14 protein-coding genes are annotated in these 12,072 nt (G+C 71.7%); 7 read left to right on the top strand and 7 right to left on the bottom strand.

Going from position 1 to position 12,072, the window contains the following annotated elements; all coding sequences use genetic code 11:
- Positions 1-29: 29 nt before the first annotated feature.
- The 3 genes from BV453_RS04090 to BV453_RS04080 all read right to left on the bottom strand — a co-directional run bounded on the left by BV453_RS04090 (position 30) and on the right by BV453_RS04080 (position 2,022).
- A complete protein-coding gene (locus tag BV453_RS04090; protein WP_025104030.1) occupies positions 30-251 on the bottom strand; it encodes a hypothetical protein in 222 nt (73 codons plus the stop codon).
- Between the two features lie 131 nt (positions 252-382).
- On the bottom strand, positions 383-1,471 hold the full coding sequence (locus tag BV453_RS04085; protein WP_249520942.1) for a DUF998 domain-containing protein: 1,089 nt from the start codon (positions 1,469-1,471) through the stop codon (positions 383-385).
- Positions 1,472-1,566: 95 nt separating this feature from the next.
- Positions 1,567-2,022: an SRPBCC family protein gene (locus BV453_RS04080; protein WP_025104032.1), complete on the bottom strand. Its 456-nt coding sequence runs from the start codon at positions 2,020-2,022 to the stop codon at positions 1,567-1,569.
- 101 nt (positions 2,023-2,123) lie between these two features.
- Here BV453_RS04080 and BV453_RS04075 point away from each other — a divergent pair, with 101 nt between their 5' ends.
- The 7 genes from BV453_RS04075 to BV453_RS04045 all read left to right on the top strand — a co-directional run bounded on the left by BV453_RS04075 (position 2,124) and on the right by BV453_RS04045 (position 8,875).
- A complete protein-coding gene (locus tag BV453_RS04075) occupies positions 2,124-3,161 on the top strand; it encodes an aromatic acid exporter family protein (protein ID WP_025104033.1) in 1,038 nt (345 codons plus the stop codon).
- A 106-nt stretch (positions 3,162-3,267) separates the two neighbouring features.
- Positions 3,268-3,927, top strand: coding sequence for a DNA alkylation repair protein (locus BV453_RS04070; protein ID WP_249520941.1), 660 nt, complete (start codon positions 3,268-3,270; stop codon positions 3,925-3,927).
- 13 nt (positions 3,928-3,940) lie between these two features.
- Positions 3,941-4,654, top strand: a complete 714-nt coding sequence (deoD, locus tag BV453_RS04065) for a purine-nucleoside phosphorylase (protein WP_249520940.1) — start codon at positions 3,941-3,943, stop codon at positions 4,652-4,654.
- Between the two features lie 110 nt (positions 4,655-4,764).
- Entirely contained in the window at positions 4,765-5,136 is a 372-nt protein-coding gene (locus tag BV453_RS04060) for a hypothetical protein (RefSeq protein WP_025104036.1), read from the top strand.
- Between the two features lie 68 nt (positions 5,137-5,204).
- Complete coding sequence (locus BV453_RS04055) at positions 5,205-5,768, top strand: ATP/GTP-binding protein (RefSeq protein ID WP_249520939.1); 564 nt, start codon at positions 5,205-5,207, stop codon at positions 5,766-5,768.
- A complete protein-coding gene (locus BV453_RS04050; RefSeq protein WP_060923396.1) occupies positions 5,765-6,265 on the top strand; it encodes a hypothetical protein in 501 nt (166 codons plus the stop codon). Before BV453_RS04055 ends, BV453_RS04050 begins: the two co-directional genes overlap by 4 nt.
- Before the next feature lie 24 nt (positions 6,266-6,289).
- On the top strand, positions 6,290-8,875 hold the full coding sequence (locus tag BV453_RS04045) for an RNA helicase (RefSeq protein WP_249520938.1): 2,586 nt from the start codon (positions 6,290-6,292) through the stop codon (positions 8,873-8,875).
- Positions 8,876-8,890: 15 nt separating this feature from the next.
- On the opposite strand, the gene BV453_RS04040 is transcribed toward BV453_RS04045, so the two are convergent.
- From BV453_RS04040 to BV453_RS04025, 4 genes are read right to left on the bottom strand one after another with little or no spacing between them, the layout of a single operon-like run.
- Positions 8,891-9,280, bottom strand: coding sequence for a VOC family protein (locus tag BV453_RS04040; protein WP_025104040.1), 390 nt, complete (start codon positions 9,278-9,280; stop codon positions 8,891-8,893).
- A 42-nt stretch (positions 9,281-9,322) separates the two neighbouring features.
- Entirely contained in the window at positions 9,323-10,273 is a 951-nt protein-coding gene (locus BV453_RS04035; RefSeq protein WP_085604629.1) for a D-alanine--D-alanine ligase, read from the bottom strand.
- The gene (gene alr, locus BV453_RS04030; protein WP_249520937.1) at positions 10,270-11,391 is read right to left on the bottom strand and encodes an alanine racemase; all 1,122 of its coding nucleotides are present in this window, start codon (positions 11,389-11,391) and stop codon (positions 10,270-10,272) included. The genes BV453_RS04035 and alr overlap by 4 nt, the downstream gene beginning before the upstream one ends.
- A complete protein-coding gene (locus tag BV453_RS04025; protein WP_249520936.1) occupies positions 11,388-12,059 on the bottom strand; it encodes a M15 family metallopeptidase in 672 nt (223 codons plus the stop codon). The genes alr and BV453_RS04025 overlap by 4 nt, the downstream gene beginning before the upstream one ends.
- Positions 12,060-12,072 lie beyond the last annotated feature (13 nt).

Genomic DNA, 12,072 nt, shown 5'->3' with positions numbered 1-12,072 from the left:
GCCGGGGAACGACAGCACGACGCCGTCCGTCATCGGGCGACGATCGGATCGCACGCTCCCGCGTGGGACGCCCGCGGCACCGGCGTTCCCCGGCGTGCGAGGCGGCGCAGGAGCCGACGCAGCGGACCCGCCGGACGCGGCACGATCTGATCCGCGTGCTCCAGGAGCATCCGGCGCCGGGCGACCGCGCGTTCGATCTGCTCCTGCTCGAAGACGGTGACCTGATGGCTGAGATACGGGTGGTCGAACATGATGTCTCCTCGACGGTTCGGTGTATCCCTACACTCCGCTCTGAGGTGCCCCCTCCACATCGGACGGATGCCCTATCTTCCGCGCCCCCTCCGCCTCCCTTCCTTATGCTGACGCAGGCCCTCACGCCGCATCAGGCTCCTGGCGCGCGAACCCGCCTGAGCTCGCGCGACTGCCTGCCCTGCCAGAGCGAGGGCCGCGCGGACGGACGGGTCCCCTCCGGTACGAGGATCGCGAGCACCCGCACGAGCGTCGTCATCCACAGCAGCCCGAGCCCGATGACGACCGCCTCCACCGCGGTCACCGGGAAGAAGCCGAGCGGCCACCACAGCAGGACGGCCGCGATCACGAGCACCCCCACCGCGACGGAGGTCACCACGAGGGCCAGGGGTCGGCCCGGGACGGTCAGCGTCGTCGCAGCGGCAGCCCCGAGGAAGAGGAGCAGCGCCGCGACGGCCGCGATGTCGTGCGGAACGGGGGCCCGGTACAGCGGCAGGAGCCCGACGGCGGCGAGCGCGAGTCCGGCCGCGGCCCACAGCACGACCACGGTCGCGATCCGGGACAGCGCGTCGTCGCCGCGCAGCCGGTGCAGGTCGCGCCCGATGTACGCGCCGACGGTGGCGACCAGCAGCCCGGCCACGGCCAGGGTGCCGTTGAACGCCCAGCCCACCCCGAGCTGCGAGAAGTTCTCCTCCCACCACCGCGGGTCGACGGCGGTCACCATCGCGAACAGCGTGCCGATCACGAGGAACCCGAACAGGAGTCCGGCGAGGTCGGCCGTCCGGAGACCGATTCCGGCGCCGAACGCGAGCCGTCCGCCGACCGCGGCCGCGACCCCCGTGAGCAGCCCGCCGCCGATCGCTCCGAGCGCGAGACCCCGCAGGCCCGCCGCGAGCACCTCCGCGGTGAGCAGCACGCCCATCGCCGTCACGGCCCCGAAAGCCACGGTGAGCGCGGCGGCGGAGAGCCGCGACACCGCCCGCTGCCAGCGCGGCATCCCCGCGGCCTCCCCCCGACGGTGCAGGAGCGTGCTGAGGACGAAGGCCAGAGCCGCGATGCCGCCGGCGACTCCCGCGGCGGGCAGCGCCAGACCTCCCTCACCGGTGAGCGGCCTCGGCGGACCGGCGAGGAGCAGGGCCCCGACGAGGGCTCCCCCGACGAAGCAGACCACGGTCGCGAGTACGGCCCGCCCCTCGCCGCGCAGACGCTCCCTCGTGTCCATGCGCCCATGCAAGCACGCCCGTCCGACGTCCGCAGCCCCGCACGCGACGAGGCCCGAGGCCGCAGACAGCGGTCCCGGGCCTCGACGCAGAGGTGTCAGGCGTCCACGTCACCGCGCCAGGCGCCGGTCTCGACGCCACGGCCCTCGATGAACTCCTTGAAGTTCTTCAGATCCTTCTTCACCGCATGGGATCCCGCGCCGACCAGCGCACCGACCTTCTCCAGCAGCCCCTCCGGCGCCCAGTCGAGCTGGACGGTCACCCGCGTGGTGTTGTCGTCGAGCTTGTGGAACGTCACGACGCCCGCGTGCTCGGTCTCGCCGCCGACGCTGTTCCACGCGACGCGCTCATCCGGGTGCTGCTCGGTGATCTCGGCGTCGAACTCACGCTCCGCGCCCCCCACGTTCACCTTCCAGTGCGTGTGGGTCTCGTCGATCTGCGTGATGGAGACGACCTCGTCGAGGAACTTCGGGAAGCTCTCGAACTGCGTCCACTGGTTGTACGCCGTGCGGACGGGAACGTCGACGTCGATGGTCTCGATGATCTGCACCATGGGGATGCTCCTCACTTGTTCGTCGTTCGTGTGCCTCCATTCAGCCTGCTGGGACCGAGATGGGCGATGGGGTTGACATCGGCGCGACTACCGTGGAGGTCATGCGCATCCCCGCCGCGATCCGCGCCTCCCAGCGCTCCCCCCTGCTGCAGGTGGTGAAGTCGGCCGCGGCGACCATCGCCGCGTGGCTGATCGCGGGCTGGGTCTTCCCCGGGCAGCTGCCGGTGTTCGCCGCGATCGCCGCGCTCCTGGTCGTGCAGCCCAGCGTCAACCAGTCGCTGTCGAAGGCGCTCGAGCGCAGCATCGGCGTGATCGTCGGGGTCGTCATCGCGGTCGGGCTCGGCCTGCTCCTCGGCTCGCCGAGCTGGATCGTGCTGCTGGCGATCGTCGTCGCGATGCTCGTGGCGTGGATCTTCCGGGCGTCCCCCGGCACCGGCAACCAGGTCGCGATCTCGGCGATGCTCGTGCTGGCGCTGGGGTCGTCGAGTCCGGAGTACGCGGTCGCCCGGATCGTGGAGACCCTGATCGGGGTGGTGATCGGCATCGTCGTGAACGCGCTGATCGTGCCCCCGGTGCTCGTCGAGCCGGCGCGGCGGAACGTGGGGCTGCTCGGGCGGGAGCTCGCCGCGAGCCTCGACCGCCTGGCGGACGCCCTGCCCGCCCCGCAGACGCCGGCGCGGCTCCAGGAGCTCATGGTCGAGGTGCGGCTGCTGCGGCCCATGAAGGATGCCGCCGCCGCCGCGATCGCCGCCGGAGAGGAGTCGCTCACGCTGAACCCGCGGCGTTCGACCCATCGTGCCGACCTGCAGGAGCTGAAGGCGCTGCTCGACCGGCTCTCGCCCATCGTCACGCAGACCATCGGCATGACCCGCGCCTACTTCGACCACTACGACGACCGGCTCGGCGAGGAGCCCGCGGTGACCGCGATCGCCGAGCAGCTCCGCCGCGCCGGACACGACGTGCGCCTCGCCGTGCAGACCACGGCGCCCTCCGCGGAGCCCGAGCCGCTGACCTCCGCGATCCCCGCTCTGACGGCTCCGCTCGTGATCCGTCCGCCGTCCTCGCAGCACTGGATCCTCATCGGCTCCCTCATGGAAGACCTCCGTCGCATCCGCGGCGAACTCCTCGACGAGGACTGACCTCCCGTCGACCCACCCCCTTTCGCGCCTCCCGGCCCCCTAAGTGCGTCCGCAGGAGGCCGGGACGCACCGAAAGGGGTGGGTCGACGGGGGTTACCCTGGCGGGATGACAGTGGAGGAGGCGCTGGCGGAGCTCGCGGCGCTGGAAGACCCGAAGCAGCGCGCGTCGAACGAGAAGCGCGGCGACGACCACGGCATCAACCTGAGCCGGATGCGCGCTCTCGCGAAGCGCATCAAGACCGATCAGGCCCTCGCGCGGGAGCTGTGGGCGACGGGCGAGACGTCCGCCCGGCTGCTGGCCCTGCTCGTGTGCCGCCCGGCCGACTTCACCGCCGACGAGCTCGACACGATGCTGCGTGAGACCCGTCCGCCCAAGGTCAACGATTGGTTCGTCAACTACGTCCTCAAGAAGTCGCCCCTCGCCGAGGAGCTGCGCCGGCGCTGGTTCGACGACACCGATCCCACCGTCGCCGCCGCCGCGTGGTCGCTCACGACTGTCCGGGTGACGAAAGACGCCGACGGCCTCGACCTGTCGCACCTCCTCGACCTCATCGAGCGCGACCTGCAGCAGGCCCCGCCGCGCCTGCAGTGGGCGATGAACGAGACCCTCGCGAACATCGGCATCTTCCATCCGGACCTGCGGGCACGGGCCATCGACATCGGCGAGCGGCTCCAGGTCCTGGCCGACTACCCCACGGCCCCGGGCTGCACCTCGCCGTTCGCACCCCTCTGGATCGGGGAGATCGTCCGCCGTCGCGAGGGCTGAGTACGCTGAGCGGATGAGCACCCACATCGCCGCGGAACCCGGTCAGATCGCCCCCATCGTGCTGTTCCCCGGCGACCCGCTGCGGGCGAGGTGGATCGCCGAGACCTTCCTCGACGACGCCGAGCTGTACTCCGAGACGCGCGGGATGCTGGGCTTCACCGGCACCTGGGAGGGGCATCGGATCTCCGTCCAGGGCTCGGGGATGGGGCAGCCGTCGATGGCGATCTACGCGACGGAGCTGTTCACCCAGTACGACGTGCAGACGATCGTCCGGGTGGGGTCGTGCGGCGCGCTGACCGAGAAGCTCGCGGTGCGCGACATCATCATCGCCAACGGCGCGAGCACCGACTCCGGGATCAACCGCGTGCGCTTCCACGGCCTCGACTACGCTCCCCTCGCCGACTTCGCCCTGCTGCGCGCCGCGGTGGAGGCGAGCGAGACGGAGCCCCTGTCGTCCACGGTGCACGTGGGGCCGCTGTTCTCGAGCGATCAGTTCTACAGCACGCGGCCGGAGCTCACCGCGCCCTTCGTGCAGCACGGCATCCTCGGCGTCGAGATGGAGGCGGCGGGCCTCTACACGCTCGCCGCGTTCCACGGACGCCGCGCCCTTGCGATCTGCACGGTCAGCGACCACATCGTCACCGGCGAGGAGACCACGGCCCAGGAGCGCGAGCAGACGTTCGGGGACATGGTGCGCATCGCCCTCCGCGCGGCGACCTCGGTCTGAGACTGGCCTCCTCGTCGAGTAACGTTATACACTTCACAGGTCGCGCGGCGCCGGGGACGACCGCACAGGGCGGTCGCTGCTGCGCGCGACGAAGACGACTGGGGAGAACCATGGCCACGCAAGATCAGCTCAACGCGCTGCTGGCGGACATCGAACGCGACATCAACGGATTCATCGGAGCGTCGATCGTCGACCTCGAATCGGGACTGCCGCTCGCCTCGAGCTCCGTCCGCCCGGACTTCGACCTCGAGGTCGCCAGCGCGTTCAACAGCGAGATCGTGAAGAACAAGAAGCGCACGATCGACGCCCTTGGCATCGAGGGTGAGCTCGAGGACATGCTGCTGACGCTGAACACGCAGCTGCACCTGCTCAAGATGCTCGACGACGACCTGTTCATCTACCTGGCCGCCGATCGCCAGGCCACGAACCTCGCCCTGCTGCGCTCCTCGGTGAACCGCCGGGTCGCCGCCCTCGGCGCGTGATCCATGGGGCCGTGGGGAGCGGCCTCGGGAGAGGGCGACAGCGGAAGAGCGGTCCCGCGGAGCGGACAATGAGGCGCCCGCGTCGGCGACGGACCGACCTGCCTCAGCGGTACCGCGTGATCTTCGCCGGTCCGGTGGGCGCGGGCAAGACGACCGCGGTCCGCGCCCTGAGCGATGTCCCGCCGGTGGACACCGACGTGCCGATGTCGCTCGCGGGCGGCGACGGGAAGACGACGACGACCGTCGGCCTCGACTACGGGACGTGGCGGCCCACGCCCGAGGTCTCCATCGCGCTCGTCGGCATCCCGGGGCAGGAGCGCTTCGCGTCCGCCCGGCAGCGGGTCTCGATGCCGGGCACTCGGGTGCTGCTCTGGCTGCGCGCGGACCACGACACCCTCGCCGCCGACGCCGAGGAGTGGCTGGACGTGTTCTCCGGAGACGAGCATCGGATCGTGATCGCCGTCAGCCACGCGGCAGGGCACGCGATCGGCGACATCCGCCACGATCTCGCCCCCGTGCTCGCTCGACACGGCATCCCCGTCTCCCGCGTCCTCGCGGCCGACGCGCGCGACCGCGACAGCGTGATGCGCGTCGCCGGTGCCGCTCTCGATCTTCCGGAGGAGAAGCCATGACCGGACCCGCCGGGCGGCAGGACGCCGCCGCGACGCCCGATCCGTCCCGCATGCACCCCGACGTCGCCGGCAACTGGGCGCTGTGGTCGCGGATCGTCGGCCCGTCGGCCCAGACCCGTCTGCAGCAGTTGGAGGAGCGCTTCCCGGAGCTGACGACCGCCGTCCTCGGCACCGCGGACGGCCTCCACATCGCCTCGCTCGGAGTCGACCCCGACGGCGGCGAGCAGCTCGCGGCGATGAACGGCTCGCTGTTCGGGGTCGCGCGGGCCGAGGCCGAGATCATCGCGGGAGGGACGGAGCCAACGCTGTCGGCCATCGTGTCGCTGTCCATCGGCGAGAACCAGATGGCGCTGCTGAGCTTCATCCTCGCGCCGTACGGCCAGCTCCTGCTCTCGGTGTCGGCCTCCTCGTCGCAGCTCGGCACCGTGATCGTGCACGCGCGCTCCACGGCGTACGAGCTGCTCACCGCGCTCGGGGTCACGGGATCGGCGACATGACGCAGATGGGATGATCGAAGCACCATGAATCCCACGCCGCGGCTCGAACCCTCTCTCGTTCCCGACGCGGCGGACCCCGATGCGGTCTACCTGGCGTTCGTGGAGTGGGCGGAGTCGACCGGCATCCGCCTCTACCCCGCGCAGGACGAGGCGCTCATCGAACTCGTCTCCGGAGCGAACGTCATCCTGTCCACGCCGACCGGCACCGGGAAGTCGCTCGTCGCGGTCGGCGCCCACTTCGCGGCGATGGTCCGCGGGCACCGGAGCTACTACACGGCACCGATCAAGGCCCTCGTGAGCGAGAAGTTCTTCGCGCTGGCGGAGGTGTTCGGCGCCGAGAACGTGGGGATGGTCACGGGAGACTCCGCCGTGAACGCCGATGCCCCCATCATCTGCTGCACCGCGGAGATCCTCGCCAACCTGGCCCTGCGCCAGGGCGATGCCGCCGACGTCGGCCTCGTCGTCATGGACGAGTTCCACTTCTACGGCGACCCGGACCGCGGGTGGGCCTGGCAGGTGCCGCTCCTCGAACTCCCGCAGGCGCAGTTCGTGCTGATGTCGGCCACCCTCGGCGACGTCACCACCCTCGCCGCCGACCTCACGCGCCGCACCGGACGCGAGACCGCCTCGGTCACGGGGGTCGAGCGCCCGGTCCCCCTGCACTTCTTCTACGAGACGACGCCCATCCACGAGACCATCGACGACCTGCTCAACACCGGGCAGGCACCGATCTACATCGTGCACTTCTCTCAGGCGGCGGCCATGGAGCGGGCGCAGGCCCTGTCGAGCACGAAGGTCGCCACGCGTGAGCAGCGCGACGAGATCGCCGCCCTCATCGGCGGCTTCCGCTTCACGACAGCGTTCGGCAAGACGCTCTCCCGCTTCCTCCGGGCCGGCATCGGCGTGCACCACGCGGGCATGCTGCCGAAGTACCGCCGACTCGTGGAGCAGCTCGCCCAGCGCGGTCTCCTCCGCGTCATCTGCGGCACCGACACGCTCGGCGTGGGCATCAACGTCCCTATCCGGACCGTGCTGCTCACCGCACTGACGAAGTTCGACGGCACGCGAATGCGGCAGCTCAACGCGCGGGAGTTCCATCAGATCGCGGGCCGGGCCGGACGCGCGGGCTACGACACCGCGGGCACCGTCGTCGCCCAGGCCCCGGAGCACGAGACCGAGAACCTCGCCGCGATCCGCAAGGCCGGCGACGACCCGAAGAAGAAGCGGAAGATCATCCGCAAGAAGGCCCCGGACGGCTTCGTGTCGTGGGGCGAGCCGTCGTTCCGGAAGCTCATCGACGCGACGCCGGAGACGCTGACCTCGCACATGCAGATCACCAGCGCGATGCTGCTCAACGTCATCGCCCGGGGCGGGGATGTGTTCGGGAACGTCCGCCGGCTCGTCTTCGACAACCACGAGCCGCGCACCCGGCAGCGCGCGCTCGCCCTCCGCGCCCTCGCGATCTTCCGCACGCTCCGGGAATCCGGCGTCGTGGAGACGTTCGACACGGGAGTGCCCGGAGCACCGAAGGGCGTCCGGCTCACGGTCGACCTGCAGCCGAACTTCGCGCTCAACCAGCCGCTCTCGCCGTTCGCCCTCGCGGCGTTCGACCTGCTGGACCCTTCGACAGGCTCAGGGACCCAGGCGCGTTCGGGAGACCAGGCGGGCTCGGGGGACCAGGGGGTTGGGACGGGGTCGTACGCGCTCGACATGATCTCGATCGTCGAGGCGACGCTCGACGATCCGCGCGCTGTGCTCAGCCAGCAGGAGTTCCTCGCGCGGGGCGAGGCGGTCGCCGCGATGAAGCGCGAGGGCATCGAGTACGACGAGCGCATGGAGCTCCTCGAGGCGATCACCTACCCGAAGCCCCTGGAGGAGCTCCTCGACGCGGCCTTCGAGACCTTCAGCGCGGCGCAGCCGTGGATCCGGGACTTCGCGCTGCACCCGAAGTCCGTCGTCCGCGACATGTACGAGCGGGCCATGTCGTTCGGCGAGTACGTCGCGTTCTACAAGATCGCCCGCTCCGAGGGCGTCGTGCTGCGGTACCTGTCGGACGCGTATCGCGCCGCCTCCCAGACGATCCCCGAGGAGCGGAAGGACGAGGACCTCCACGACCTGATCGCCTGGCTCGGCGAGCTCGTGCGCCAGATCGACTCCAGCCTGCTCGACGAATGGAGCGAGCTGACCGCCGGGACCGCGGCCCGCGGCGAGACCGACGAGCCGATCGTGCCGCCCGCACCGAAGCGCCTCACGAGCAACACCCGCGCCTTCCGCACGCTCGTCCGCAACGAGCTCTTCCGGCGGGTGCAGCTCGCCGCCCGGGAGGACGTGGACGCCCTGGCCGAGCTCGACCCGACGTTCGGCGCCGCCGCCTGGTCCGACGCGCTGGACGCGTACTTCGCCGAGCACGACGACATCGGCACCGGACCGGACGCCCGGAGCTCCCGCATGCTGCTGCTCACCGAGGGTCCGACCGCGTGGACGGCGCGGCAGATCATCGACGACCCGGCCGGCGACCACGACTGGGGCATCAGCGCCACCGTCGACCTCGCCGCGTCGGACGAGGCCGGCGAGGCGGTCGTCACGGTGACGGCGGTCGACCGGCTGTGAGCGAGGCGTGCCCCGTCAGGCCTGCATGACGGCGAGCACGTTGCCCGCCGGGTCGCGGAACCACGCGATGTCCGGTCCCTGCCCGTTCCCCCTGACGATGCCGCGGGAGTCCGACGGGAACTCGTCGTCGCCGTAGATCTTGGTCTGCACCCCGCGCTCGTTGAGCTCCTCGACGGCGGCATCGACGTCCGCCACCGGGAAGTTCAGGATCGTGAAGCTCGCCGGGGTGTGGTTCGGCTTCGCGTAGACGAGGACCGACCCGCCGCGGGGCAGACGCAGGTCGAGGAACCCCATCGCGTTGACCTCGACGTCGAGCCCGAGGGTCGTGCCGTAGAACTCTCTCGCCGCGTCGATGTCGTCGACGCTGAAACCGCTGAACGCGTTCTCCGCTGTGAAGGCTGCCATGTCCCCAGCATCCGCCTCCGCAGGCGCCCTGTCGACCCCCTCTCACACAGCCGCGCGCACGAGCCGGCCCACGAGGTCGACGTAGTCCACCCCGGCCGCCGCGAACATCCGCGGCACCTGGGAGGCGGCGGTCAGCCCCGGCATCGTGTTGACCTCGTTGAGCACCGGCCCCTCGTCCGTGAGGAAGAAGTCCATCCGGGCGACCCCATCGCACCCCAGGGCGTCGAACATCGCGATCGCGGCGCGTTTGAGCGCCGTCGTGGCGGCCGCATCGAGCTGCGCGGGAACCGTGAACCGGGCCGTGCCGTCGTACTTGGTCGCGGTGTCGAAGAGCCCGGGCGCGTGGATCTCCAGGGGCGGGGCGGCCCACCGCACCCCGCCCTTCTCCCGCAGCACGGCGACGTCGATCTCCCGTGCATGCACGACCTCTTCGACCAGGATCCGCCGGTCGAAGCGCGCCGCCCCCCGCAGCGCGGTGAGCAGGTCGCCCTCCTCCGTCACCAGGCTCACGCCGTGGCTCGAGCCGGCCGTCACCGGCTTGACCACGACGGCGCCCTCGAACTCCACGTCGCCGATGTCCTCCGCGGCGACGAGCCGCCCCCGGGCGGTGCGCAGCCCGACAGCCTGGGCCACGAGCTTCGTGGCCCACTTGTCCATGCCGATCGCGCCCGCCCCCAGCGCGGAGCCGACGACCGGCACCCCGGCGAGCGCGCACAGCGCCGCGAGGGCGCCGTCCTCCCCGAGCGCACCGTGGACCGCGGGGAACACGACGTCGCTCGCCGCGAGCAGCGGCAGGGCCTGCTGCAACGACGACGCCGGGCTCACGCCGGGCGGGATGCCGTCGGCCCGCCACACGCCGTCGCGGTCGATCGTCACGGTCGTGACGGTGTGTCCCCCCAACCGCAGCGCCGCGGCGACCGCCGCCGCCGAGGCGAGCGACACCTCGTGCTCGGGATTCTGTCCCCCTCCGATGACCAGGACCTTCATCGTCATGCCACGCTCCTCTTCACCCGCGGGCCGATGCCCGTGACGATGGTGTGCGGGATGGTGCCCGCCCACCGCGCCCACTCCTGCACCGACGGCACCGCGCCGCCGTCCGGCCCGAACACCGTCGCGACCGCTCCTCGGGGGAACGCCCTCCCCCCGGTGTCGACGACGATCTGATCCATCGACACCCGGCCGACGATCGGGTGCCGTTCCCCTCCGATCTCCACCCCCGCGCCCGGCGCGATCTCCCGCGGGACCCCGTCGGCGTATCCGACGCCGACCACGCTCAGGTGCGTGGCCACCGCCGTCGTGTGCGTCCCGCCATAGCCCACGACGGTGCCGGCCGGCACCGCGGCGCTGTGCACGACGGGTGCGGTGAAACGCGAAGCCCCGACCAGAGAGACCGTCTCGGACGGGTCGATCCCCACGAGCGCGGCCCCCACGCGCACCATGTCGAAGTGCGTCGCGGGATCGGTCAGGGCGCCCGAGGTCGCCGCGAGATGCACGAGCAGCGGTCCGAAGCCGGCGCGCAGGACCGCGTCCCTCCCCTGGCGCATCCGCAGCACCGCGGCCGCGTTCGCCCGCGGATCCGCGGCGTCGGCGCGGGGGAGGTGCCCCATCACCCCGACGACCTCGATCCGGCCGCGGGCCGCGCGCGCCGTGCGCAGCAGCGCATCCCAGTCCTCCACGGGGCACCCTCCCCGCGCCATCCCGGTGTCGAGATGCAGATGCACACGCACCGAAGCGGCGGCATCGGCCGCGAGCTGACGCAGCTCGTCGACGGAGCCCACGGCCACGTCGACCCCGGCGGCGGCCGCGCGCGGCGCGTCGATGCCCGCGGGGTGCAGCCAGGCGAGGATCGGCACGCGCAGTCCGGCCTCGCGCAGCGCGACCCCCTCGGCGACGTCGGTGACCCCGAGCCACTCGGCCCCCGCAGCCACGGCGACGGTCGCCACGGCCACCATGCCATGACCGTACGCGTCGGCCTTGACCACGGCCATGACGGGTACCGCGGCGGCCTCCCGCACGCGGCGGAGGTTCTCGGTCACGGCGGCCGGAAGGGTGGATAGTGTCGGTGCGTCGAGGCGGGACAGGGTCATCCCCTCCGCGAGCACGGCCGTCATCGCTGCATCCTCGGGTCTTCGGTGGGGTCGGCGTACTGTGCGGGGCACCCGTCCTCGACGGCCTCCGGTCGCAGCTCGTAGTGCCAGGACTCGTTGCCGTAGGTCTGGCAGAGGCCGTAGCGCCATCCGCGCTGCGTAAGCCAGTCGAGAGTGGGCAGGGGACCGAGGTCGACCGCGTCGCCGGAGACGTGCGCCGAGGTCTCCGCGGTCGCCACCCAGCGGCGCGCCTCCTCCTCCGAGCCGTAGTCGTCGATGGCCTCGCGGAGCAGCTGCTCCTGCAGGGCCGCCGAACGCCATCCGCTGTTCACGAGGAACGTCACCCCGTCGGCCTCCGCATCGGAGGCGGCGCGCTGGAGGGCGTCAAGCAGCGCGGGGTCGAGGTTGCCGACGGCGACCCTGTCGACATCGAACACCGTGGGCTGGTCGCCGTCGCGGATCACGCCGTCGGCCTCGCTCGGGGCGAGCACCGATCCGGTCGGCGTGTGCGGCTCGGAATCGGAACCGGTGGTGGCGGGCGTGACGATCGGGGCGGTCTCGGCGAACGCGGCCGACAGCGACTGCTGCACGGCGACGGCGGCGACCACGGCGAGCGCCAGCACGGAGGCCGTGGTGGCGATCCGCCGACAGCGCCGGGCACGGACGGCTCGGGGGGTGCGGAGGTCGTTCATGATTCCAGTGAAG

The organism is Microbacterium sp. ER1, assembly GCF_023383675.1.
Lineage (GTDB): Bacteria > Actinomycetota > Actinomycetes > Actinomycetales > Microbacteriaceae > Microbacterium.
This window is presented reverse-complemented; position numbering and strand designations above follow the sequence as displayed.

Excerpts from the sequence above, each read along its gene's own strand:
- BV453_RS04090 (WP_025104030.1), bottom strand. The coding sequence starts at position 251 with ATGTTCGACCACCCGTATCTCAGCCATCAGGTCACCGTCTTCGAGCAG.
- BV453_RS04085 (WP_249520942.1), bottom strand. The coding sequence starts at position 1,471 with ATGGACACGAGGGAGCGTCTGCGCGGCGAGGGGCGGGCCGTACTCGCG.
- BV453_RS04080 (WP_025104032.1), bottom strand. The coding sequence starts at position 2,022 with ATGGTGCAGATCATCGAGACCATCGACGTCGACGTTCCCGTCCGCACG.
- BV453_RS04075 (WP_025104033.1), top strand. The coding sequence starts at position 2,124 with ATGCGCATCCCCGCCGCGATCCGCGCCTCCCAGCGCTCCCCCCTGCTG.
- BV453_RS04070 (WP_249520941.1), top strand. The coding sequence starts at position 3,268 with ATGACAGTGGAGGAGGCGCTGGCGGAGCTCGCGGCGCTGGAAGACCCG.
- deoD (WP_249520940.1), top strand. The coding sequence starts at position 3,941 with ATGAGCACCCACATCGCCGCGGAACCCGGTCAGATCGCCCCCATCGTG.
- BV453_RS04060 (WP_025104036.1), top strand. The coding sequence starts at position 4,765 with ATGGCCACGCAAGATCAGCTCAACGCGCTGCTGGCGGACATCGAACGC.
- BV453_RS04055 (WP_249520939.1), top strand. The coding sequence starts at position 5,205 with ATGAGGCGCCCGCGTCGGCGACGGACCGACCTGCCTCAGCGGTACCGC.
- BV453_RS04050 (WP_060923396.1), top strand. The coding sequence starts at position 5,765 with ATGACCGGACCCGCCGGGCGGCAGGACGCCGCCGCGACGCCCGATCCG.
- BV453_RS04045 (WP_249520938.1), top strand. The coding sequence starts at position 6,290 with ATGAATCCCACGCCGCGGCTCGAACCCTCTCTCGTTCCCGACGCGGCG.
- BV453_RS04040 (WP_025104040.1), bottom strand. The coding sequence starts at position 9,280 with ATGGCAGCCTTCACAGCGGAGAACGCGTTCAGCGGTTTCAGCGTCGAC.
- BV453_RS04035 (WP_085604629.1), bottom strand. The coding sequence starts at position 10,273 with ATGACGATGAAGGTCCTGGTCATCGGAGGGGGACAGAATCCCGAGCAC.
- alr (WP_249520937.1), bottom strand. The coding sequence starts at position 11,391 with ATGACGGCCGTGCTCGCGGAGGGGATGACCCTGTCCCGCCTCGACGCA.
- BV453_RS04025 (WP_249520936.1), bottom strand. The coding sequence starts at position 12,059 with ATGAACGACCTCCGCACCCCCCGAGCCGTCCGTGCCCGGCGCTGTCGG.